Raw genomic sequence first — 22,811 nt, forward strand, 5'->3', positions numbered from 1 at the left:
TTACTAGTTCGTTTTTAAAATTAACATGAAAGATAGTGCATCCGACCCAACTGCTGACATCGCTAGAGAGTACCTGGAACGGGAAAACAAGGAAAAACAAGTACTCTTTTTACTACTAGAGAAGTTTTTAGGGAGAAAAGATCAGATTCTAGTTCAAAAAACTGAGATGGGTGGTACTGTGGCTTATGTTAGCTCTGTTACTCTGGAATGGTTTGCGGGTCGTGTTCACTTCGCCTCTGGCTTACCTCTGTTTCAGAAAAAGTACAATCCTGAGACTGATAATGTCGAGATTGACGCAGATAGTATTGATGAAATTCAGCAACGTCCCCTTGATTGGTCACGTCAAGCACCGCTAGTTCAGTATTTAGCGGCTCGACACAACCATAAGTTTCCGCCAGTGCTGGTAGTAATTAATCAACCGTGGGTAGATAATCCCAAAGCTGCTGAGTGGGATGGCGAAGGACGCGCCACCAAGTCTACGACTGATTTCATACCTCTAGATAAAGACGGTAAGGTAGGTCTGCTAAATATTTCTGAGGATGATGTAACCATTTATGCACTAGATGGTCAACACCGATTAATGGGGGTTCAGGGATTGATGGAGTTAATCAAAACTCGTAAACTCCAGCGCTATAAAAAAGATAAAGGTGCTGATGACAGTTTTATTACAGTCAATGATTTGATAGAAAAGTACCAAGTAGATCTTGCTTACTTGCAAAATTTACCCAAGGAAAAAATTGGTATTGAGTTTATCTGTGCAGTTGCGCCTGGGGAAACTCGTATCCAAGCGAGGCGGAGGGTGAGATCAATTTTTGTTCATGTCAACCTGATGGCTGCACCCTTGACTAAAGGTCAGTTAACACAGTTGAATGAGGATGATGGTTTTGCGATCGCTGCTAGAAAAATTGCAGTTACACATCCACTGTTAGAACAACAACAAGAACGCAACCCCCGCGTTAATTGGAATAGTGCAACAGTAGCTTCTAATTCTACAGTTTTGACTACGTTGCAAGCTCTACAAGATATGTCTGAGCGATATTTGGGTCAAAAGTTCCCTCACTGGAAACCCTTGGAGAAAGGTCTAATTCCCATGCGTCCAGAGGATGAAGAACTTGAGCAGGGGATTGAGGAATTAACAAAGCTATTTGATTATTTGGCTAATCTTCCTAGTTATAAGATTTTGGAACACGAAGATACGCCTGCTTTGCGGCGGTTCAGCTTTGAGAAGGATGGAGGTGAAGGAAATATGCTTTTCCGTCCGGTTGCTCAAGTTGCATTAGCGCAAGCTTTAGGAATTTTAGTGTTTAAAAAAGGCTTTTCTCTTGCAGATATCTTTAAGAAACTGCGGAAGTTTGACCAGCAAGGTGGTTTTAGTGGTATGGAGTATCCACAATCTATTTGGTATGGGGTTTTGTATGACCCAAATAAAAAGCGAGTACAGGTTGCTGGACGAGATTTGGCAACGAAGTTATTAGTTTACATTCTGGGTGGAATTCAGGAACAGATGGAACGTGCTGAACTTCGTAAGGCTTTGGCTGATGCTAGGACTATGGAAGATAAAACTATAGGTTTTGATGGCAAGTTTGTTGAACCGAAAGCGGTAGGACTTCCACCTATCCTGTAATTATGCTTGAAATAAAATATATTTTGGCGATGCCAGTGTAGCGCTTCCAGTTGTGGAAAGTGTTGCTCTGTATTTGGTAGAAGTATTGTTTCACCATGAAAATCTTTCATAGGTTTACTATGATGAGATGCTTCTTCCAAATCATTACTAACTATAATTTTGTATTGTTCATCTACAGTGAACCAACCCCTATCAAATGCCCAATGATGATTTTTGCAAAGAGCAATTCCATTATGAATTTTATTATCATAAAACTGTGAAAATGGCTTGATGTGTGCGCCATCAACAATATTTTGATTTATTTTTTTAGTTACTTTTAGTCCACAAAAAGCACATCTGTAATCATAAATATGTACAACTGCTTTCCTAAAGAAAGCATTTCTAGTTACTGCTCGTTTGAAGCTCCACCTTGGATTAGTCTCTAAAATTGATGTTTCAATTGATTTTTCTATCTCTACCGCGTTATCTTGAAAAGTTTAATTTATTTGTAAAATAGCTTCTAAATCATTTTCATTATCAGAAAAGAAAGCTGCCACAAGTGCATCAATTGTAAGATGGAGAACTGATTACATTCCAATACCTCTCAAATGTTTGAATTAATTCATCTGAAACTGGAATTTCATTAGTTGTAATGACACCTCGCGTAATCAAATCAATTACAGATAAAAGTAATATTGGTTTATATTGAGCGTTACCACGCTTCTGGATACTACTCACATTTAATTCAGCAAAGCGTTGACAATAATATACTATATTTTTTATATTTAATAATTTAATTAAGCAAGCAAAAAAATCAATTTAAGAATTTACTGAGGTTAAATTCTTCTTCTAGCTGTTCTTTTGTTCCTCTGTCAGAAATCAGAACTAATAGAAGTCGCTCTGAGTAATCAACAGAACCCCGTAACTCGTTTTGTAAAATTTCGAGTCCTGCATTAGCATACTCTTCAAATATTTGAGTACGTTTATCTTCATCTTGTTCTTCTCTAGATGAGAGTATGTTGATGTCTTGAGTTTCGTTGATTCCTAATAATTTAATGATTAGGTCATATCCCAATGAAGCAAAATTTTCTTGTGGAATTGGAGATGGTTCTCTTTTTGTAGTTTCCCCCAAAGGAACGCGCTTTTTATATTTAACGCCCAATGCTGCTGCAAACACCATTACTTCTACATAAGTCTGAAAAGGCCCAGTTGTGTCTTTTGATGCAACTAGAGTTTTCACCAACTCAGCCTTATCTTTAGCAACCCTGATTCTGTTTGCAGCCATTGTTTTAATATCTATATTGTTGCCATAATAACCGAAAGGTAAGGGCGATGCCTAGGAGCAAGCCACTCATGTCTACGTACGTATTTTGCATTATTTTAAACTAATTACAAAGCGATCGCAAACTTCCATTACCCCAACAAACTCATGATTTTATGGGTATGACTGATAAGATACGCGAGGTTATACTGGTAGCCTCGCAACAGTTCAGTTTTATCTAGCCAAGACTAAAAAAGTATAATAAAATACATATTCAAGTTTATTCAATTAAGTCATGCGTAGTTTCTCGTAATCATTACTTCAGTAAAAGAGTTTTACCAACAAGGGTTTAGTGTATGAGTGAAAATGACAAGCAAGGTAATTTCTGGACTACGTTACCTGGAATAATTACAGCATTAACTGGTATAATAACGGCTACAGGGGGATTGATTGCATCTCTTCATGCGACTGGTATATTTTCTAGCCAAAATACCCAATCTTCTTCTGCAAATCCACCACAGATTCAAACTAATACTAATACTTGTCTTCAACAGGCAAATAATGCAACTTTCGAGGTTAAAGCTTATAACCAAAATGGTTGTAAATTTAAAATTTTAAATAATAAGAATAACGTTAAAGCACACTTTCATGCTAGTGGAGAATGGGCCGTGGGTAAAGCGGCTGATGGATTTGAATATGTCACAGTGGAAGGTTATACAAGAGAGATTGACGAATCTACCAAAAAGCTATTCAAATGTCCAGATCAAAAACTAGGAGCATTAATATATATACGTAAAGGAAAATGTTATCACGCAGGTGAAGATACAGTTTTACCATTAGAAGCAGAAGAGGAAATTAATTTTTATATTAACGATCATGCTGAGGGTTATAATGATAACCGAGGAATTGTGAAAGTTACCTGGGATATAGCCAACTAAAATATAGTTTTGTACTTGAAGGCAAGCAAAAAGCGATCGCACTTATAACCACATTACTTTATATTAATTATCGGCGTTGCTGAATCCAGGTATGAATTTATCTCACGCAGAGACGCAGCGGAAAGTCTGTAGCTTGCTTCCCGCAGGGTACGCCGGCTTCCGGCGAACAGACGCCACTTGCTTCAAGCCGGGGAACCCGTCCAACGCAGTGGCTCAACTTTTCAAGACAGAGGCGCAGAGAGCAAGAGTTTTAGATGTTAAGTTTTTAAATTTCATACTTCAATTCAGCAATGCCTAATTATCAAACGATCGCTAAACAAATAAATTATCCACTAACATAGTCCATCCTGGTACTGCGGGTTCAGCTTCCGCTACCTCACCACGGCGATAAATTTGGGGTTGTTCGGGGTTACTGGCGCGATATACTCTGATAACTTCCTCTTTGACTACATCCACATCCCAAACGACCAAAGTACCCACCGCAAAATAATCACGGCGTTTGCTAGCCATATCTTTCTCTGCTGTCTCACTGTAATCATTTTCACTTCGCACCTCAGCAGCAAACACAGGCGCACCATTAAGGAACTTTCCACCTGTAGGTTTGCCAGTGTAAAATGCGGCATCAGGACTTAAAGAACGGCGGTTAGGAAGATTGATAAGAAAACCAACATTATCAGGTAAAGCATAACCACTTTTTGTCAGACGTTCGTAATCGCGCAGACTGGCATAAATTTCACCTCCTGCACGTCCTGGTAAAAATCCAGTTGGAGACATCAGCAGCAGTTCTCCATTGACAATCTCCGCTTTACAATTTTCAGGGACGCTGTATAAATCTTCAATAGTTGCTTCACTCTTTATATTCATAAAACACCTGATATGAATTGGAGATAATCTCAATTTAACAATCTCTCCTCCTCTCTGCGTCCTTGACGCCTCTGCGGTTAGTTTCACCAAAACTTAGGTTGGAAACTGAACATCCTCATAAACTAAAGAAATAGGAAAGTGAAAATCAACGCTAGTTAAATGAACTTCATCCCCTTCTTCGTAAGGATGCAACTCCCAGAGTCCTTTATCATTTAGCCGAAAGCAATCTAAACTAATTTTTTCAGCATCAATGAGAACATATTCTTGTAAAGTCTGGATACGGCGATACTGGATAAATTTACGACCTCTGTCGTAAGCTTCTGTACTAGGAGATAGAACTTCGACAATTAGACAAGGATACTGAATAAATTGAATGGCTTGTCTGTCTCGTTCATCACAACTCACCACAACATCTGGGTAGTGAAATGGCCCGTTCTCAGTTACTCCTACTTTTGCATCTGCCATGAAGGCGCGATATGGGCCTCCCCGGAGGTGACTTTTTAATGCTGAAGCCAAGTTTAAGGCAATGGTAGTATGGGGAATTGTCCCCCCAGTCATGGCGAAGACTTCACCATTGATATATTCGTATTTAATATTTTGGTGTTCTTCCCACTCTAGATATTGTTGGGGAGACATATAATTTTGGTCTCGACTTGCAATCATAGATTACCTACCACGTTCAACTTGAATAATCTCGGTATATTCAAACTCGTTGGGACTTTGCCTAACTAAAGGATATCTTTCTCCACCTAACTCAATATAATCCTGCTCACAATCTGGTTTGGATGAATAATACGTAAGTACATATTCTCTACCGATTCTATCTGTTATTTCTGCTTCTACTTCACCCCGCCACTGAGTTTTAGTTACTAAAACTATTAACTGATTTGCTAATTGGGGAATTGTTCTAGCAATGTGTCGCCGCGAACTTTCATCCAAACTACCGAAAGGTGAATCCATGACAATTGGGAAAGTGCTACTATCGGGAATCATCATCATTTTCCGTTTCTCACTCCATTCCCTTACTTTGTCAATAATGCTGGCGATAAAGGATAAACTGAGAATTTGATTTTCACCAGTGGATGCTGCGATCGGTGCTTCCATACCTGTGGTATTTTCTATTAATGTTAGTTCATATTTATCGCTAATTTTCGGAATATATGGAGTAACAGAAATTTCTGCGAATATCTCTTGTACCCGCTTTTCTAGTTGCAGTCGGAATTGTTTTTCTTGACGATTCCTGACTTCTGTTAACCTTTCAATTGCATCTTGGGTGGCATTAATGCGTCGCTGTGCCAACGATTGCTTTTCTTCATTTAGCTTTTGCTTAGCTATTTGTTTTACCAAGGTATCAATTTCTGTTGTGAAGTGAGTAATTTGCTGCTGATTTGCACCTTGTTCTCTATTTAATTCATCGATTTTCCCTTCAATCTTATCTAAGCGCTTTTGTAAGCTGCTAATTTCTTCGTTAGCATCTTTTCGCAACCTTTCTTGAATGCTATCTAATTCGCTTTCAATTTGAGATATTGTTTGTCTTAACTGATTAATTCTGCTTTGTTCTTTGTCAACTTCTTCCCAAAACACTATTGCTTGCTTATCAATTTCATCTACTTGAGCGCTCATGCGAATTGTAGTTTCTTCTACCGCTGAGGAACCTGCTCTATTCAACCAAATTTCAACATTGGTATGGGAATGATTCCCTATCTGTAATTCAGTACCACAAATACAGCGTTTAGAATTAAGTAAGTCATTGACAAATTCTCGCGAAATTCCCGATGTTAACTTACCTCGCTGCTTTAATTCATTGATAATTTCTCGAAACTGTGCTGTAGCTTCTGATAGCAATACGGTGTAGCCGCGTGAAGAGATAACTTTTTTTAGGGCTTCCCTAGTTTGTCGCAGAGCATTTTGGTTTGCGATTTTCTGGTTTTCTAACTCTTGACGTCTTTCTTGCAGTTCTTGGGCGGCGCTGAGTTCTCGTAAATGGTTATTTGTCTCTTTCTTAAAAGTTTGTTGATATTCTAACTCTTGTTGAATTTCTGTTTGTCGTTTGGCGATGCGCTCAATCTCTTGTTCTATCTTTTCTTGTTCTTTCAAAAGTTGTTTAATTTCTGAATCACCAATAGATTTTAACTCATTCTCTAAACTTCTTTTAGCTTCTCCCAAATGTCTGATTGAACGATTGATTACCTCGACGCCTAAGAAAATCTTGGTAGCCTCAGCAATTTCAGCTTTTTTGTCTGTTCTAACTATCTCTTCAATCCGCTCGCCATCAAAGAAAAAATATTGGTGTAAACTAGCAGGTAATATTTGTCCAATTATTTCTTCTGGTTGCTGGAGTGGAAAATACCACCTACCATCATCACCAGCGACTTGCATTAATAATTCTGTTTTGCTCAAGTCGAAGTCGGTTTTGTTTTTATAAACTCGACACTGGCGTTTGACGTTGTAGCGTTTACCTTCATGTTCCCAAGTAATTTCTACCCAACATTCTACAGATTGTCCAGTTTTAGCTTCAGCGATCGCACGCTTATTAACTAGCTGCTCAGTTGATGCAAAGGCTGCACTAAATTTATCATATAATACCCACGTAAATGCATTTAGCAGACTAGTTTTTCCTGCTCCATTATTGCCGTGAATAATTGTTGTGTTAAAAGTGTCTCCACCTGCAAGGATTATTTCTGGTGTTTTACCATAAAAGGAGCGAAAGTTGCACAGCTTGATTGAAGTCAGCTTCATCGCACCTCTTCCTTCACAATTGCCAAAATATCATCATTAATATGGCTGTTACTTTTCTTATCTAGCCTGCTCTTTTCTAGATGCCATACCCGCTCTATAATTTGTCGTACTTCTGGCGAGGCGCTGGTTATTGGCTCCTGAACATCATCGATATTTGGTTCTTCTAACATTTGGTATTTTAAAATATATTTTTTCTATATTTTAACCGTCTCTAATGCTGCGATCGCCTCTCTAAAGCTATTATTAGTAGTATCTTTATTTTCAGTAAGTTCTATCTTTAAATTTATAATTTTTTGGAAAAAAGTACTTTATTTTTGAAGAGTTTTCTGTTATTATTTAAATTAATAAGATTTACTTTATAATGGAAATTCAGTAAATTTAAAAGTTTTGCTTACACCCCATTATAAAAACCTTAATATTATCTTCCCATATTAAGTACTTCTTTTCTCCAAATCCCAAAAAATTTTACAAAAGAACACAACTATAAACGTGTAAAACAGCAAATCAATCCGTAATACCTCATCAAATATCTAACAATCCATATCGCTTTTGTAAATCCAACAACTTCATTCTCGCTTCGCCAGCATTGTCAGCTAAATCAGCGAATTCGACAAAGCGACGCAATTCCTTTTTCAACAGATTACGCTCAACTTCTATAGTTTCCCTGTCTAAGTCTGGTGGCAAAACAATCATGTCAAATATAGTGGCGCGTTGTTTAGTAGGATGAGGACGCAAAACACGCCCCCGCCGCTGGATAAACTGGCGAGGATTACCAGAACTTGATAAAATCACCGCAGTTTGAATTGCCGGAATATCGACACCTTCATCTAAACAGCGAATTGCTACCAAACCTTGCAATTCACCACTTTCAAATTGATGCCGCAAAACTTCACGTTCTTGTAATGATGTTTGTGCCGTATAGGTGCTTACCTTGTACCCTAGTTCCACTCCGAGAATTTTGGCGACAGCTTTAAGTTGTCGCAGAGATGAACGTTGTCCCGTATCTTGTGAACCATCACTGCAATAGAAAAGAGTGTGAGTAGTTTCGCGGCGAATTGTCATTAAATCCCGCAAAGCATTTAATTTATTTTCTGCCGCACCAATCAACCTTGCTCGTTGCATCAACAACGGCTTTAAATCTTCATGGTTTTCAAAGTCTGCCGATTCACCATTTTCCCGTTCCCGATATAATAGCGATCGCCCAATTCTTTTAGTTAATTTTAAATAAGCAATACTTTCTGCCTCAGTTAATTCTACCAAAATTGGATAATACTGATAATGCACTAAAGCACCTTGAGCGATCGCATCTCGCAAAGTAAACTCTGGCTGGAGAACCGGGCCAAAATAAGCAAACAAAGATTGCGTACCATATTCATCAAAATACCTCTCTGGTGTCGCAGATAAAGCCAGCCGCAACCCTACACGGCGCGGTAAACTTTCTTCTAGCTTGGGTGCGCCTAAATTATGCGCTTCGTCTCCAATAATTAAAGTCTTGGCGGGAAAATATTTGAGTTGAGATTGAAATCCTTCTCCAATTAAAGTGGAGTTGGTAGTAATCACCGTCACGAAACCTTGGGAACCAGAACGCAAATTGTAAATCTGCGTAGAAAGTTGACTTTGCCAAGCGCGTAAATTCTCGAAAGCTAAAATAGGCTGCAAATTAAATTTTTCACATTCTCGCGCCCATTGGGTGACAAGATGGCGGTAGGGACAGACTACCAACAAGACTTGTAGGTTAATTTGTTGGTATAATTCACAGGCGATCGCTAATGCTGTAATTGTTTTACCACTACCAGTTGCCATTTTTAGCGTTCCTCTACCATTGTTAGCAAACCAGCTAGTGATAGCTTGTCGCTGATACTGCCGCAATTGCACAGATAAAGGTATTTTCGGGAATCCTGGTAGTGGTTGTTGAGTCTGATAACTGCCCTTACTTTCCCTTACAAATGGTAATTTGAGTTTGAAAGTGGGCAGTTGTTGCTGCACTGGATTTGACGTCAGATACATAAAATGTCAGGCACAAAGATGGTAACGAACCCTAATTAATTGAGGATTAGTCATTAGTCATTAGTAATTAGTCATTGGTACTTATTTTTCCCAGTCCCTAATCTCTATGCCTAATCCCTAATCCCCAGTCCCTATTTTCAGTAACCGCGCCAAACGCCGATGAGAGAACCTTGTACCTGCACATGCATAGCTGCAACTTCAATGGGGTTGTACTTAGAATTTGCTGGTTTGAGGGTAACGCGATCGCCACTTCGATAAAAACGTTTTAAAGTAGTACCGTATCCATCAACTCTGGCGGCGACAATAGTACCATTTTTCAGATGATCTGGTTCTACTACTGGGCGCAAGAATACTAAATCTCCATCAGCAATTAAATCTTCAATCATGCTGTCGCCAGCTACGCGCAAAGCATAGGTTTGAGCAGGTAATGAGAAATTAGAAAAGTCCAGATGATCTACAGTATCAGTGAATGGTTCAATTAAACCACCTGCGGCGATCGTACCTAAAATCGGTACACCTTGCTTGACAGGATGTAAAATCCGAATAGTTCGCGCCTTCCCTTCATTCCATTCTATGTATCCTTTGACGCGTAAATGTTCCAAGCGGCTTTGAATTGGTGCTGGCGACTTCAAGCTCATCGCCTGCATCATTTGCCGAATTGAAGGCGAATGTTGGTGCGTTCGGATGTATTCCGCCAACCATTCGTAAAGTTCTTGTTGAGCTTCCGTTAGACGTTCCATAAATTTATCGGGAAGTAATTATAAATGTCCCTAGAACATTAGTACTACAAAAAACTCTCCATAACAAGATAAAAGTAAAAATATGAAAAGCAAAAGAAAGATAATTCTTTTATTTTTTGCCTGTTTATTTTTGATTTTTTCCTAAGAAATAGCCAAGAGTTGAGAGTCAGGAGTTAAAAGACAGGGGAAGTGCAGGAGTGAGGGAACACACAAGCAGAGGAGAAAGGCGAGAAAATAACTCTTGACTCTTGACTCTTGACTTTTGACTCCTTTCACTCTGCCCCTAAAATACTTACAAGCAAAGCCTTTTGGGCGTGCAAGCGATTTTCGGCTTGATCCCAAACTCGTGATTGGGAACCTTCGATTACAGCCTCGGTAATTTCTTCACCGCGATGGGCTGGTAAGCAGTGTAAAACAATTGCCTCTGGATCAGCTAGGCTCAATAGTTGCTCCGAAATTTGGTAAGGTTGGAAAATCGGCAAGCGATCGCCTGCTTGATCTTCTTGCCCCATACTTGCCCAAACATCGCTGTAAAGTACAGCAGTTCCCTTGGCTGCTAATTCTGGGTCATGAGTCAGGAGAACTTCAGTTTTATTATTAGCGATCGCTCTTGCTTGTTCTACAATCTTAGGATCTGGTTCGTATCCCCTAGGCGTAGCAATTCTGACATTCATTCCAGCCAAGGCGCAGCCAAGCATCAGAGAATTAGCCATATTATTCCCATCACCCACGTAAGTTAAAGTTAACCCAGCAAGGGTGTTAAAGCTTTCTTGAATCGTCAACAAATCAGCTAATACCTGACAGGGGTGTTCTGCATCAGTAAGCGCATTAATTACCGGAATCTTTGCATAATGAGCAAAAGTTTCCAACTCCTGCTGTGCAAAAGTGCGAATTGCCAAAATATCCAGATATCGATCCAACACCCGCGCCGTATCCTGCAAAGGTTCCCCACGACTAACTTGAGTGACATTAGGGTTGAGATCGATTACCTGTCCACCTAATTGGTACATTGCCACTGTAAAACTCACCCGTGTGCGAGTAGAAGCTTTAGAAAACAACAATCCCAAAACCTTATTACATCGCAACTTTAGCTGTTGCGATTTTAGTTGAGTTGCCAATTGCAGGAGTTCCTGAAGTTCCTTTGGACTTAGGTCTGCCAGACTTAATAAATCTCGTCCGCTCAACGCTGCCATGCTTGTAATCTGTAAAGAACAATTACGTATTTCTGTTCCTTTACCCAACTGTGGCAAAAAAATACAGTTTTAAAACTGTATCAATATTTTTGCGCCTAGCCTAGGATTTGAGATAGCTTTGCTATGAATATTAATTTATCAACTTTACCAGTAATTTTAATCACTGATTTTTTGTATTTATTAGAGATTAGAGACTTTTAAGATTTGGTTAAAACCTTGCCTTTTGTGGGCAGATTTTTTCTTTAGTCCCGAATCTCTAGTACCCAGTTTTATTTATCACATTTTTAACGCCTACTCAACTATCTAAGGGCTGAAAAGCAATAATCTAAAAATGTTTATTTGTAATCGATACTAGACAATCAAATTACTTATGGTACAATAGGAAGTCGGTTAGTGCTTGAAAGCATTAGTCAATGAGCGCCAGCATAGCACAGTGGTAGTGCATCCGACTTGTAATCGGAAGGTCGTCGGTTCAAATCCGACTGCTGGCTTTAAGGCTATACCAAGTTTTAAACCTGTACTGTACATTCACTAATTGGATGCCGCTGTTTAGTAAATTCGCGTCGTTACTTAACTTTGGCTAACCGTTGATAATTGTAATTATGATTGCGATCGCCCTTCAATCAACTAACCTACAAAATTTACTGTGACTCTACGGAGAATAATGTAACACCTTACTTGGTTGCTATCAAACAATATGTGCTTGAACCTCATTCTTGCTAAAATTCCTGAAAGCTTGATTGTGGCGATCGCAATCATCATAACTATGTTTGAGGTACTACACACAAAAACGTTAAATACCTTACAACAAACAAGTGATTACCCTTTTCAAACACTTATTCGCTTTCGCTAATCGCTTTGCTCACATCAGCTAACGTTTGATACTCTTTTGAAGGCAATCGGTTTAAGGCTCGCAGTATTTTCTCGTCAATACCTTTTTCTTCAGCGTACCTAACCAAGTCTTGTTTACTCAGCGGGTAACTGATTTCGTTCAAACTGTGCTGTAGCTGCACTATATTCACTTTAATCATAATGACTCTCCTCAAGCCTGACGCTGGGTATTCTGGTGAATAAAGTAGAGATTTAGTCAAATATTGACTAAATAAATAGGGAGAATAGTTAAGAGGGAGCTGAAAAACCATTCACACCCCACCCTGTGCGGTTTTAGCTTTGATTCGTTTCAGTTCGCACCATTTTGACAGATGAATGTCACCTTTACTCGGTAAGAACTTCTTTGATTTACAAACGAAACTTCAACGTGTGCTATCTCTAGCATGAGGTAGATTCCATAGTAAATTCATTCATCTAAGGTCTGACTTTTTATAGAATCTTTTTAGCTTATGGATAGATGCCAAGCTCACTTTTTCCATTACTTCCCTATATATCCACCGCAACCCCACAACAGGCTAAAAAAGCTTCTGAATAGCTTCGGTAAACTGTTCGTAAGGAGAAACTCCCACGATAGTTTCTGCTAATTCACCATCCTTGAAAAATAAAACCGCCGGAATGTTGCGAAGACCGAATTTTTTAAAAATCGGCTTGTTGTTGTCAATGTCTACTTTAACAACCTTGGCGCGACCTTTGTATTCCTCTGCGAGTTGATCCATTAACGGACTAATCAAGCGACAGGGGCCACACCAAGTAGCAGTAAAATCAACAACAACTACTTTCTCTTCACTTAAAAGAGCATCAAAGTCACTTTCTTCAACGTAAGCAACTGTATCAGTAGACATTTTTGTAATTCTCCAGTATCAAACTCAAATTTCAGTAAACAGCTAACTGTACAAACTATACTCTCTTCTGCTCAGCGCTAATCAAACAGTATTTAGAGGAATATTCCAGGGGCGATCGCTAATTTGTCAAAAATCAGCTTGTCAGTTTTAAACCGGCGTTGCTGAATCCAGAGATGAATTTACCGGGCTACGCCCCGCTTCTCTACGAGACGCTCCGCGAATGCTAACACCCAGAGACGCAGCGAAAAGTTCTGTTCGCCTCCGGTCTCCGTCAGGAGAAGGAGGGTTTCCCCGACCCAGGAAACTTTTCAAGACAGAGGCGCAGAGAGTAAGAGTTTAAGATGTTAAGTTTTTAAATTTCATACTTCAATTCAGCAATGCCTTTAAACCTCTTCCCCATAACGCTACTTGTTACCCTACGGAAACGCTAAGAGCGAACAACCAGGGGAAAAGAGGCAATGCAGTGCGCTCCTCAAGCCAGCCGCGTGTGGGGGCCCCGAAGCCCCCCGTTGAGCAGACTGGCGCGGAAAACCCTTGATGCTCGTCGCTACTGCTGCGCTAACACCACGGCACTGGCTTCCTCATGCCCAAAAAATCCACCCCTTAGTGGATGGATTTTTTTATGTTTTTTGATTTTGTGACTTAAATCTGCCTGCAATAAACTCTCGCTTACGTAGATGCTTCGTTTTGCGTTTATTAACTCGTTCTCGCCACATCCGAAAACTCGATTTTTTCATTTCATGTTTCATTAAGGCAATTACTTCTTTTTCAAGGAGTCCAAACTGAGCCTCAATAGCATCAAATGGTGTTCTATCTTCCCATGCCATTTCAATGATGCGATCAATAGTTTCGGGATTGAGGTTAGGTAGATTCATTTCTTTGTTTTCAATTATTAAATTTGAGCTATTTTTTTTCTAAAGTAATTTGATTGCTAGACTTACCACACGCGATCACATTTCGATAGCAGTGTATATAGTTGAGTGTTACTTAATCTCTACCATAGATAAACATAGAGTTCACTTGATTTTTTCTATAACTAAATTTTACTAATATAAACATTAAATTTAATCCTCAATGATTTATTTATTACCCCCTACTATTTCTCTAATACCACTTCGACTGACTTCTAGGGAATCCATTTCTCTTAAATCAGACTAAAAGTAAGATAGATGCCGCTATCCTATCCTATCTATAGCTATCTCTTAGAGAATTGATATAACCCTTTTTCATCACTCTGGCGAAAGAATGAACAAGACTAAATATTAATAGTTTATAGGAATTGCTTTATCTCCAAAGAATGAGGAAGTCAAAACACAGGTAGTGTATCTTAATGAATTATCCATGTTAATATCTATCTATTTTACGGCATTTTACTAATAATTCAAAGGTATTTATGTATGTTTATATATTAGTTAAGTAATTAAGCAATTTACTTGAATAAAAACACATCTAACGCATTTTGGAAACTTTTATGAACTCTGAAGATATTAATGAAGCCAGACGAGGCTTAGGATGGTCGATTGCTCTGGGCATTTTTATGATTGTGCTAGGCATTGGGGCGATCGCAGAACCATTCGTTGCTACTATTGCCATCACATTCGTCCTCTCCTGGATTTTATTGATCGCTGGTATCATCCGAATTGTTCACGCATTTCAATCACGGCGAAAACGAAGCTTCTGGTCAAAGCTACTGATTGGCATTCTATACGTAATTGCTGGGATTCTGCTGCTTAGCAACATCTTTGGCGCTGCACTTTCCCTTACCTTAGCTTTGGGAATTCTCTTTTTTGTTGAAGGTGTATTTGAGGTGATTGCAGCGTTTCAAGTGCGTCCAGACCCAAACTGGGGTTGGGTATTGTTCAGTGGCATTATGGCTATCATTCTAGGTATTTTGATTATGTCTGAATGGCCTTTCAGCGCAGCTTGGGTACTGGGAGTATTCGCAGGCATTAATTTTTTGTTAACAGGCATTTGGATGATCATGCTTTCATTGTCTATCCGCAGCCTTTCTAACCAGAGGACAAGAATTTGACGCAAATTCGGCAACTATGAGCAGTTGCTATTGTTTGTAAATCAAATAGGATGCTTAACCCATAATAAGAAATGATAGTGCTATGTCTTTATAGTGCAAAATTTTAATAAACCACAAAAGTTCAAAGAAATCACCAAGCCGATTGCAACACAACCGTATTTAATGTCTAAATCAACTGTTTCAACAAAACGGCTCAGTAAAAGGTTCATCCACTGGTTACTTGAAGAAGACAGACAAGAAAAGGAAGGCCCTTATCGTAAGGAAGAACCACATCACCAGCATTCTTGGTGGCAAGTCATGTGCCTGACTGGTGTAGATTATTTCTCGACTCTTGGCTATCAACCTGGTATTGCAGCACTGGCAGCAGGCGCTCTTTCTCCTGTGGCTACCCTAATTTTGGTTTTGCTGACGCTTTTTGGCGCATTACCAATCTATCGGCGTATTGCTGCGGAAAGTCCTCATGGGGAAGGGTCGATCGCAATGTTAGAGCGTTTGCTCTCCTGGTGGCAAGGCAAATTACTTGTACTGTGCCTACTTGGCTTTGTGGCAACTGACTTTATTATCACTATTACCCTCTCGGCTGCTGATGCCACAGCCCATATCATCGAAAATCCGCTGACTCCAGATTTACTTCATGATCAGACGATCGCTATTACCCTATTATTAATTGCATTATTAAGCGCAGTTTTCCTGAGAGGTTTCCGAGAAGCGATCGGTATTGCAGTATTTTTAGTTGCAATTTATCTGCTGTTAAACTTAATTGTGATTAGCGTTGGTGTGTATCAGATCTTAACTCACCCAGGAGCGATCGCTCAATGGCAGACTGCACTTTTCGCACGTAATTCTAACCCTTTGGTAATACTCGGTATAGCTATCTTGTTATTCCCCAAGCTAGCGCTGGGATTGTCAGGCTTTGAGACTGGCGTTACCGTTATGCCCCTGGTAAAAGGTAGCAGCAGCGACATTCAAGAGCATCCCAGAGGACGTATTCGGAATACGCGCAAGCTACTGACTGCTGCTGCTGTGATTATGAGCTTCTTTTTGCTTACCAGCAGCTTGATAACCACTCTACTAATTCCAGCCGCAGAATTTGCATCAGGGGGCAAAGCCAACGGACGTGCTTTGGCTTATCTGGCACATCTGTACTTAGGCGATGGCTTTGGCACAATTTACGATCTGAGTACTATTTCTATTCTGTGGTTCGCAGGTGCATCTGCAATGGCAGGGTTGCTGAATATCGTACCTCGTTACCTGCCACGCTATGGCATGGCACCCAATTGGGCGCTATTAGCGCGGCCTTTAGTGTTAGTCTATACAGTGATCGCCTTTGTTGTGACAATTATCTTCCGGGCAAATGTGGAAGCCCAAGGTGGAGCTTACGCAACTGGTGTACTTGTGTTGATCACCTCAGCTGCCTTTGCTGTAACCTTATCAGCCCACCGTCGCAGAGAAAAGCAAAAAACACTTGTCTTTGCAATCATCACACTGTTGTTTTTATATACAACTATTGTCAATATCATCGAAAGACCAGAAGGGATTAGAATCGCTGCGTGTTTTATTGGTGCGATTATTTTTACCTCGCTGATTTCTCGCGTTTGGCGTTCAACTGAATTGCGAGTAGAGCAGATCGAATTTGACGATACTGCTCGTCAATTCCTTGCCGAAGAAAGTCAGGGGGAAATACGACTGATTGCTAATCGATTGAATGAGGGCGATGTCCAAGAGTATTTTTTAAAAGAGAAAGAAGTGCGCGAGGATAACCATATTCCACACAACGATCCAATCCTCTTTCTAGAGATTATGGTATCCGATGCTTCAGAATTTGCTGATGTCATCAAAGTAAAAGGGGTGCAAGTTGGTGATTACCGCATTCTACGTGCTGAAAGTGCAGCAGTACCTAATGCGATCGCAGCTTTACTGCTCTATATTCGTGATCAAACAGGTAAGATTCCTCATGCTTACTTCGGCTGGGTTGAGGGAAATCCCATACAATACTTACTGCGTTTTATCTTATTTGGTGAAGGTGATATTGCTGTAGTCACCCGCGAAGTTCTCCGTCGGGCTGAAAAGAATTCTCAAAGGCGTCCTGGCATTCATGTCGGGGGTTGAGGCAGATCTGTGCTCTGATACCAAAACTAGTTTAGTCTAGCTTGTTTTGAAATCTGTCTAGTTATTTCAACTTCTTGCTTGAGTTGATCTGCTTCGTCTTGACATTCCTTTGCTAACTCTTCAAGATTATTCGCTATTGACAATACCTCTTGCGCTTGGTGTTTTGTCTGTGCTGATTTCTGGTCATATATTTGCGAAACTTCTGTAATTTCAGAAAAAAGATCTTTGTATTCTTCAGGTGGATTTTCTAACCACGCGTCGAACTCACTTTGCTGTTTCTGAAGAATAGCAAGAGTTTTTTCCCAAGAAATTTTTTGACGCATATCTAACGTCTTAATCTCTTCATACTTAGCCTTGAGTTGTTTGGTAGTATTTACTTCAGTTAACTCGTAGATTTTAGTTTTTAGCTCTTGAAGTCTCATAGTTACTATCGAGCGTCTCAAATTTAGAGCATTTCATCGATCCACTTGTTTTAATTTCTGATAAAGCTTTTCATTCTCTTCACGAAGATGCTGACTCTCTTGAACCAAGATAGCAATTTGCTGTTTCTGTTGTTCAATGAAAGTTTTTGCTTCGTCTCTTTGCTGCTTATACCGTTTCGTATGGGCAACTTTCCCACCTAAACTCTGATTATTCTTAGCTAATTCCTGTCTTCTCTTCTCAACCGCATTGTACTTCTTTTGAAGCTGCTCCAGTTCTTTAACTAGTTCTGCCTCAGCTTTACTATTCTCAGCTTCAGATCGCAGAGCTTCATTTTCAGTCTCTAGCAAGGCAATTCGTGCTTGTAACTTTTTAATTTCTTTGTCCTTACCAAACAGTTTCTCTTGTAATGCTTTGATGAGACCGAGAAGCTTGGATTTTTGTTGATCTTGTTCATAAAAAGCTGCTTCCAGCTCGTTAGCGCGATCGCGGAGACGACCAGTCCGATTCTGTAGAACTTTGGCTGTACATTCGTACTTAATAATAGCAATAACCTTGCTGCGCTCTGGTTCGTCCAGCCGTTGAACTTCGGGGCTACGCCAAAGATGATCGTAGTTGGTACATTCATGACGTAGATCCTGGGTTTGGATGTGTCCAGGAGCCGCAATTAACTCATAGTTTTTAAGCTGGACTCGGTCATGCCAGTAGTCAAACAATGCCTTGCTGTCGTCCATTGTGCGATCGCTTGTGAAGTAGCTGTTTATCCTTAAAGATAGAGTAACTAGAAGCTGACTTGTAGCCGTATTTACTCTAGACTGCTTTAAGATGAAGTTGCAAATTCGAGTTTTATCGGTTTGTTTGCGCTGCATAGCACAGCCTATTTACAACTATACCAACCTGTGATCACAACCCATTAAATACCGATTGTGGATTTTGTGACTGCGGGATGCCAAACTTAAACCGCTGTTATGTTCACTCTTGAGGTTTAGTCTGGGAAAGCTACACCAGTCATTGGGTCACGGATATACAGCCCTAGTGTGAGACTACGGATTACTTCATCCCAAATGGGTGTTAGCTGCTCTGCTTGATCTGCCCAATAATCAAATGTAATCAAGCATTGAACATTTGACCCCAAACCAATGCAAGTCCGCGAAAAAGCTTCGCGTGGTTCTTCTTGAGTATCAATAAACTTCATCTCTGTCCACACAATTCTAGCTGTTTGGCGCTTGAGGGTAACGATTTCTCCTTTAGCAATGACGTTGCGACTATCGTCTTCCATCACTTTCTTCAAGGTAGATTTTAGGGGAAACGAACTCCAGTCATTGGGTGGCAGACGATTGAAAGACACTTCCAAGCAGCAATCATCGTCAGGCGGTTTTTTATCGAGAAACTTGAATGATTTTTCTTGTGGCTCAAAAACCCAATTCTGGGGAACATTGAAGCGAACAGACCCCCGATCTGCGACAAAAATTTTGTAGCCTGATGGAGATTCCCAGCGATGGTCGGGTTTTAGTTCAAGCGTTTCTTTAATCCACTGGAGATTGCTTTTCTTACGCTTTGCCATAGTGTTTTTGCAAATCTACTGAAGACAGCTTACGACCACTTTACTAATCTTATCAAATTTCGGCGTTGCTAAATGTGCCGCACTTGCATCTCTATCTTTAATAGATAACTTGAATATTGACAGGAAGTGTAATAATAAACTCAGTACCTTGACCGAGTGTAGAGTTGACATCCAGCGAGCCGTTGTGTTTTTCGGTGACAATTTGATAAGCGATTGCTAATCCTAATCCTGTTCCTTTACCAATATCTTTTGTTGTAAATAAGTGGTCAAAGATTCTTTGTTTTACTTGTTTTGACATGCCAATGCCATTATCTTGAATCCGCAGCTGTACTAGTTGAGGATCATCTGTTAACTGGGTACAAGGATACGTAGGCGTAACCTGTCGTAGACATCGCACTGAGCCGCATAACGGTAAAGTTATGCGGTGGCAAGTAGCTTTGGTTACTCACCGATAGCCTACATTCCGTCCGCACTAACGCATTGTCATACCCTGTCGCAGACAACTCAAAAGTCGGGATAAGTAACGGCTACTAATGCTACAGGTATTGGAAGAAAATATTTTTGATCCCCAAGTTTTGGAAGTATTCTGGAGTTACTTAACCACTCTGATATTCTCTTTCCTGATTTTCTAGCTTGTTCAAGGAGTGAATGATCGAGTACACTTAAATTGGGTTGAGTAGCTTCTCTTTCAAGCAGTTGGATTACTTGATTAACACAATCGGCAGAATAGCCATTGGACTGAATTGGGGAACTCAAATCATCGCCAAAGGCGTAGAATGTTAGGTACGACAAGCCACTATGACTAAGATGTTCTTCTACTTCAAGCATGGGATGAGTAGCAAACAGCAAGTATCGACTACCTTTGAGACTTGGAATTACTTCAAATAAACTAGTGCCAGAAACAATTGTGAAATCTGCCTGACGTTGCCTAGCTAATGAACAAGCCAGATCTCCTATTGAATCAGATCGTCTGAGAGGACGATGTTTCCATATATCTCCATCTCTACCATTTCTCTCGTCTCTCACCCAAGGACGTAACCCTGCTAGTGAATAGGTGTCGCTACCACCACCAAAGAGGTTAAATTCTGGATCAAACGTAATTTTATGTACTTTCCAATTTTCATCTTTTCGCTTGATAGTTGCAACTACTGCTTGTGCTGTCTCGCTAATAGTAGCTTGATCGACTGCAAATATTGGGCGCTGCCATTCCACAGTATCAAAGTTTAGTTTGAATTCTGCTTGATCACGCAGAGGTAGTCCCAGCTTCACCCAGTATTCCAATCTTTGAGCCAGCATTGTTCTGTCAATTACTGCTTTTGCAGTTAAATCCTTCTGAAGTTTTCCCAAATTATCATTCATCCTTTGATTTTGTTCGTTTGCTTTTCTTAGAAGCTCATCAATAATTACTGGTTGATTCTCTTCAACTGCTTTTTCTACTTCATCCTCATCTAGTGACCCAAGAATTCTTAGTCTTAGTTGTTCGTCTGCTATACCTAATTGGTTAAATTTTTCATGCAAAATCTCCTCTCTTCTAGCTTCGTGAGTTTCTGTCATCATTAGGTAGTAAGCAACAACATCGGATACTTGCCCAAGTCTTGCAACTCGTCCATTCCGTTGCATAAGAACAGCTGGCGAAGAACTCAAGTCCCAGTGTACAACGCGGTTTGCAACCTGAAAATCAAAGCCTTCGTCAGCAGCAGATGTTGCAACTAAAACTCGAATTACAGGTTTTTCTTGACCACGAAATCTACGCACTACTTTCTCTCTTTCACTATTACCCATACTTCCAGTCAACTTATCAGAAATTCTGGGAAGAGCTTTAGTTATAATTTCACAAGTTTGTAAGATTTCTGTGAAGACGAGAAACCGTGAGTCAGGATATTCTTCAAGCATCCTTTTCAGCCAGTTCAGTTTAGCATTTTCCACTCCATTACTTTGAGTTGATGTAGAGAAATTAAGTAATCTGGTTGCTAAATTGGTTAATTCAAGAATTTCGTCTGGTATAGCATTGAACCCCCTACCTTCATCGTCTTTTTTATGCAAAATCTCACTGAATCTATAGATATCATCAACTTTTCCTCCACCTGCAAGACTTGCAAGTTTAAAGTGAAAACTATCACTGGGAAAAGATACATCTGCATATTTGTTAGAACTACCTAAATCAAATTCGGCGATTCTTTGAGAAATCTGGATAATTAACTTACGCAGACTTTCTGTACTCTCAGAAGTATCCTGCCTATAGATTGCTTGGGTTTTCCAAGTTTTGTGTCGAATACACCAGCGAAATAGCCAAATAGCACCTGCTATAGAACTACTAGTTAGCCTCATCTCAAGTTGTCTTGTCGCAAATCCACCAAAACTTTCACCATTGTCCAGACAAATTTTCTGAACTGTTGCACGTATCTCTCTCATAATGTCAAGATACTCTGGAGTCGTCTCAAGTTTTATCCGATCAACAGTTAATCTTGGAAAGAGTGGCTGACCAGTCCAACTAAATACATTATTCTGTTGTCGCCAAATGACTATAGCAGTAGAATCTTCCTTTTTTAGCTCTGCTACGAGATTATTTTCACGAACATCATTCAAAAAAACATTTTCAAATACAGATTGATGAGAAATCAGACGCAGCAAGTTGATAAATTGAGTACTCGAACGAAAAGGAGTTGCACTCATCAAGACTACAAGTTTCGGTGGCTCTGAGTCTTGCCAATATTCACCACTGATTAGTTGATATGCTGCTTTATAAGTTTGAGTTGCCAATCTAATCCGTTCAACCCGATTTAATTCTTCACTACTTCCACAGTGATGACATTCATCAATAATTAGAATCTCAGGTCTAACTCCTTTAGGTAAATTCTCTTTATCTCTCTCCTCAACATAGAGGCGTGCGGCATCAATACTTGCAACTTGAATACCACTAGTATTATTTCTGCCATAGCTTCGGAAAGAATCAACTACCTGGACAATATTTTGATTTTGCCCATCAACTGTCAACGCACCTTTCATTACAGATTGCAACTTAAGGCAAGCATCATCAACAAGTCCTGCTTTGGTGAGATACAAGCACCTAAATCGTTCAAAACTACCTTTGGCAATTAGTAAATCTCTCAAAACCAGACCAATCTCGATGGTCTTACCAAGCCCAACTTCATCTGCAATTAATAACCGATTAACCCTATTTCCATTGTCTTTCATATACTGCTGTAAAGCTAACTGGTGAGGGAATGGATCTTTATCATTTGCAGTAATACGACCAGAAAAAATGTTAGCTAGAATCTCTAACGCACCAAGACGCATAATAGTGTTCACATAAAAATCTTGGTCAATTGGTGAAGCTCCTAGTACACCTTCTCCAGGGATATATTCTTGTGAATTATAAATTCGCTGCATAATCTCTGGAAATTCTGTTTCATACCAAGACCATGCACGAAAATTATTGCTAGGTATCCCACGCCTATCTGTTATCTCATTAATGTTTGCAGTAGCGCCCCGTGTGTAGGAGTAATGGGTAAAAAAGCGATCAGAACCATTATTTGGATCTCGGATAAAAACTACATCCGAATGATAGCCATCTGACGAAGGAATCTCAAATAGAGGCATAACTTTTA

The 22,811-nt window shown here is 39.8% G+C and carries 20 protein-coding genes, 1 tRNA gene and 1 pseudogene; 5 read left to right on the top strand and 17 right to left on the bottom strand.

What is annotated here, in order from left to right; all coding sequences use genetic code 11:
• Positions 1–25: 25 nt before the first annotated feature.
• Positions 26–1,624: a DGQHR domain-containing protein gene (locus tag HCR01_RS19095; protein WP_193197690.1), complete on the top strand. Its 1,599-nt coding sequence runs from the start codon at positions 26–28 to the stop codon at positions 1,622–1,624.
• 230 nt (positions 1,625–1,854) lie between these two features.
• Here HCR01_RS19095 and HCR01_RS40460 read toward each other — a convergent pair.
• Together HCR01_RS40460 and HCR01_RS19105 are read right to left on the bottom strand one after the other, a co-directional pair.
• Positions 1,855–2,076, bottom strand: a pseudogene (locus HCR01_RS40460) (HNH endonuclease); the annotation flags it as partial.
• Between the two features lie 341 nt (positions 2,077–2,417).
• Positions 2,418–2,888 (bottom strand): DNA phosphorothioation-associated protein 4, encoded by a 471-nt coding sequence (locus HCR01_RS19105; protein WP_193197691.1) that lies wholly within the window; start codon positions 2,886–2,888, stop codon positions 2,418–2,420.
• A gap of 332 nt (positions 2,889–3,220) precedes the next feature.
• On the opposite strand from HCR01_RS19105, the gene HCR01_RS19110 reads away from it, so the two are divergent.
• A complete protein-coding gene (locus HCR01_RS19110; RefSeq protein WP_193197692.1) occupies positions 3,221–3,802 on the top strand; it encodes a hypothetical protein in 582 nt (193 codons plus the stop codon).
• A gap of 312 nt (positions 3,803–4,114) precedes the next feature.
• Here HCR01_RS19110 and HCR01_RS19115 read toward each other — a convergent pair whose 3' ends face one another.
• From HCR01_RS19115 to argF, 7 genes are all read right to left on the bottom strand, one after another.
• On the bottom strand, positions 4,115–4,666 hold the full coding sequence (locus HCR01_RS19115; protein ID WP_193197693.1) for a Uma2 family endonuclease: 552 nt from the start codon (positions 4,664–4,666) through the stop codon (positions 4,115–4,117).
• Positions 4,667–4,759: 93 nt separating this feature from the next.
• Positions 4,760–5,329 carry a Uma2 family endonuclease gene (locus tag HCR01_RS19120; RefSeq protein WP_193197694.1) on the bottom strand — a complete coding sequence of 190 codons (570 nt, stop codon included), beginning with the start codon at positions 5,327–5,329 and terminating at the stop codon, positions 4,760–4,762.
• Between the two features lie 3 nt (positions 5,330–5,332).
• Positions 5,333–7,405: an AAA family ATPase gene (locus HCR01_RS19125; RefSeq protein WP_193197695.1), complete on the bottom strand. Its 2,073-nt coding sequence runs from the start codon at positions 7,403–7,405 to the stop codon at positions 5,333–5,335.
• Positions 7,402–7,575 (bottom strand): hypothetical protein, encoded by a 174-nt coding sequence (locus tag HCR01_RS19130; RefSeq protein ID WP_193197696.1) that lies wholly within the window; start codon positions 7,573–7,575, stop codon positions 7,402–7,404. Before HCR01_RS19130 ends, HCR01_RS19125 begins: the two co-directional genes overlap by 4 nt.
• 352 nt (positions 7,576–7,927) lie before the next feature.
• Positions 7,928–9,412: a DNA phosphorothioation system restriction enzyme gene (locus tag HCR01_RS19135; protein WP_193197697.1), complete on the bottom strand. Its 1,485-nt coding sequence runs from the start codon at positions 9,410–9,412 to the stop codon at positions 7,928–7,930.
• A 137-nt stretch (positions 9,413–9,549) separates the two neighbouring features.
• Positions 9,550–10,152, bottom strand: coding sequence for a transcriptional repressor LexA (lexA, locus tag HCR01_RS19140; protein ID WP_193197698.1), 603 nt, complete (start codon positions 10,150–10,152; stop codon positions 9,550–9,552).
• Positions 10,153–10,424: 272 nt separating this feature from the next.
• Positions 10,425–11,345: an ornithine carbamoyltransferase gene (gene argF, locus HCR01_RS19145; protein ID WP_193197699.1), complete on the bottom strand. Its 921-nt coding sequence runs from the start codon at positions 11,343–11,345 to the stop codon at positions 10,425–10,427.
• 419 nt (positions 11,346–11,764) lie between these two features.
• Between argF and HCR01_RS19150 the strand changes: the two genes are divergently transcribed.
• Positions 11,765–11,836 (top strand) — tRNA-Thr (locus HCR01_RS19150).
• Positions 11,837–12,181: 345 nt separating this feature from the next.
• Here HCR01_RS19150 and HCR01_RS19155 read toward each other — a convergent pair.
• The 3 genes from HCR01_RS19155 to HCR01_RS19165 all read right to left on the bottom strand — a co-directional run bounded on the left by HCR01_RS19155 (position 12,182) and on the right by HCR01_RS19165 (position 13,953).
• Positions 12,182–12,376 carry a DUF2795 domain-containing protein gene (locus HCR01_RS19155; protein WP_193197700.1) on the bottom strand — a complete coding sequence of 65 codons (195 nt, stop codon included), beginning with the start codon at positions 12,374–12,376 and terminating at the stop codon, positions 12,182–12,184.
• Between the two features lie 375 nt (positions 12,377–12,751).
• Positions 12,752–13,078 (bottom strand): thioredoxin, encoded by a 327-nt coding sequence (trxA, locus tag HCR01_RS19160; protein ID WP_193197701.1) that lies wholly within the window; start codon positions 13,076–13,078, stop codon positions 12,752–12,754.
• Positions 13,079–13,698: 620 nt separating this feature from the next.
• Positions 13,699–13,953 (bottom strand): TIGR03643 family protein, encoded by a 255-nt coding sequence (locus tag HCR01_RS19165; RefSeq protein ID WP_193197702.1) that lies wholly within the window; start codon positions 13,951–13,953, stop codon positions 13,699–13,701.
• A gap of 596 nt (positions 13,954–14,549) precedes the next feature.
• Here HCR01_RS19165 and HCR01_RS19170 point away from each other — a divergent pair.
• On the top strand, positions 14,550–15,110 hold the full coding sequence (locus HCR01_RS19170) for an HdeD family acid-resistance protein (RefSeq protein ID WP_193197703.1): 561 nt from the start codon (positions 14,550–14,552) through the stop codon (positions 15,108–15,110).
• Positions 15,111–15,272: 162 nt separating this feature from the next.
• Complete coding sequence (locus tag HCR01_RS19175) at positions 15,273–17,219, top strand: amino acid transporter (RefSeq protein ID WP_193197704.1); 1,947 nt, start codon at positions 15,273–15,275, stop codon at positions 17,217–17,219.
• 26 nt (positions 17,220–17,245) lie between these two features.
• Here the strand turns inward: HCR01_RS19175 and HCR01_RS19180 are convergent, their stop codons facing one another.
• The 5 genes from HCR01_RS19180 to HCR01_RS19200 all read right to left on the bottom strand — a co-directional run bounded on the left by HCR01_RS19180 (position 17,246) and on the right by HCR01_RS19200 (position 22,803).
• The gene (locus tag HCR01_RS19180; RefSeq protein WP_193197705.1) at positions 17,246–17,641 is read right to left on the bottom strand and encodes a hypothetical protein; all 396 of its coding nucleotides are present in this window, start codon (positions 17,639–17,641) and stop codon (positions 17,246–17,248) included.
• 33 nt (positions 17,642–17,674) lie between these two features.
• Positions 17,675–18,508, bottom strand: a complete 834-nt coding sequence (locus HCR01_RS19185) for a hypothetical protein (protein WP_226889442.1) — start codon at positions 18,506–18,508, stop codon at positions 17,675–17,677.
• A 116-nt stretch (positions 18,509–18,624) separates the two neighbouring features.
• Positions 18,625–19,203, bottom strand: coding sequence for a hypothetical protein (locus HCR01_RS19190; protein ID WP_193197706.1), 579 nt, complete (start codon positions 19,201–19,203; stop codon positions 18,625–18,627).
• A 97-nt stretch (positions 19,204–19,300) separates the two neighbouring features.
• Complete coding sequence (locus HCR01_RS19195; RefSeq protein WP_320073137.1) at positions 19,301–19,600, bottom strand: HAMP domain-containing sensor histidine kinase; 300 nt, start codon at positions 19,598–19,600, stop codon at positions 19,301–19,303.
• 107 nt (positions 19,601–19,707) lie between these two features.
• Positions 19,708–22,803 carry a helicase-related protein gene (locus HCR01_RS19200; RefSeq protein WP_193197707.1) on the bottom strand — a complete coding sequence of 1,032 codons (3,096 nt, stop codon included), beginning with the start codon at positions 22,801–22,803 and terminating at the stop codon, positions 19,708–19,710.
• Between the last annotated feature and the right edge of the window lie 8 nt (positions 22,804–22,811).

Origin of the sequence: Nostoc sp. MG11 (assembly GCF_014904695.1) — a bacterium.
Lineage (GTDB): Bacteria > Cyanobacteriota > Cyanobacteriia > Cyanobacteriales > Nostocaceae > Komarekiella.

What these genes read in the sequence shown, in the direction of transcription:
- HCR01_RS19180 (WP_193197705.1), bottom strand. Translation starts at nt 17,641, where the DNA reads ATGAGACTTCAAGAGCTAAAAACTAAAATCTACGAGTTAACTGAAGTA.
- HCR01_RS19120 (WP_193197694.1), bottom strand. Translation starts at nt 5,329, where the DNA reads ATGATTGCAAGTCGAGACCAAAATTATATGTCTCCCCAACAATATCTA.
- HCR01_RS19190 (WP_193197706.1), bottom strand. Translation starts at nt 19,203, where the DNA reads ATGGCAAAGCGTAAGAAAAGCAATCTCCAGTGGATTAAAGAAACGCTT.
- lexA (WP_193197698.1), bottom strand. Translation starts at nt 10,152, where the DNA reads ATGGAACGTCTAACGGAAGCTCAACAAGAACTTTACGAATGGTTGGCG.
- HCR01_RS19185 (WP_226889442.1), bottom strand. Translation starts at nt 18,508, where the DNA reads ATGCAGCGCAAACAAACCGATAAAACTCGAATTTGCAACTTCATCTTA.
- HCR01_RS19105 (WP_193197691.1), bottom strand. Translation starts at nt 2,888, where the DNA reads ATGGCTGCAAACAGAATCAGGGTTGCTAAAGATAAGGCTGAGTTGGTG.
- argF (WP_193197699.1), bottom strand. Translation starts at nt 11,345, where the DNA reads ATGGCAGCGTTGAGCGGACGAGATTTATTAAGTCTGGCAGACCTAAGT.
- trxA (WP_193197701.1), bottom strand. Translation starts at nt 13,078, where the DNA reads ATGTCTACTGATACAGTTGCTTACGTTGAAGAAAGTGACTTTGATGCT.
- HCR01_RS19175 (WP_193197704.1), top strand. Translation starts at nt 15,273, where the DNA reads ATGTCTAAATCAACTGTTTCAACAAAACGGCTCAGTAAAAGGTTCATC.
- HCR01_RS19130 (WP_193197696.1), bottom strand. Translation starts at nt 7,575, where the DNA reads ATGTTAGAAGAACCAAATATCGATGATGTTCAGGAGCCAATAACCAGC.
- HCR01_RS19095 (WP_193197690.1), top strand. Translation starts at nt 26, where the DNA reads ATGAAAGATAGTGCATCCGACCCAACTGCTGACATCGCTAGAGAGTAC.
- HCR01_RS19200 (WP_193197707.1), bottom strand. Translation starts at nt 22,803, where the DNA reads ATGCCTCTATTTGAGATTCCTTCGTCAGATGGCTATCATTCGGATGTA.
- HCR01_RS19115 (WP_193197693.1), bottom strand. Translation starts at nt 4,666, where the DNA reads ATGAATATAAAGAGTGAAGCAACTATTGAAGATTTATACAGCGTCCCT.
- HCR01_RS19170 (WP_193197703.1), top strand. Translation starts at nt 14,550, where the DNA reads ATGAACTCTGAAGATATTAATGAAGCCAGACGAGGCTTAGGATGGTCG.
- HCR01_RS19110 (WP_193197692.1), top strand. Translation starts at nt 3,221, where the DNA reads ATGAGTGAAAATGACAAGCAAGGTAATTTCTGGACTACGTTACCTGGA.
- HCR01_RS19135 (WP_193197697.1), bottom strand. Translation starts at nt 9,412, where the DNA reads ATGTATCTGACGTCAAATCCAGTGCAGCAACAACTGCCCACTTTCAAA.
- HCR01_RS19155 (WP_193197700.1), bottom strand. Translation starts at nt 12,376, where the DNA reads ATGATTAAAGTGAATATAGTGCAGCTACAGCACAGTTTGAACGAAATC.
- HCR01_RS19165 (WP_193197702.1), bottom strand. Translation starts at nt 13,953, where the DNA reads ATGAATCTACCTAACCTCAATCCCGAAACTATTGATCGCATCATTGAA.
- HCR01_RS19125 (WP_193197695.1), bottom strand. Translation starts at nt 7,405, where the DNA reads ATGAAGCTGACTTCAATCAAGCTGTGCAACTTTCGCTCCTTTTATGGT.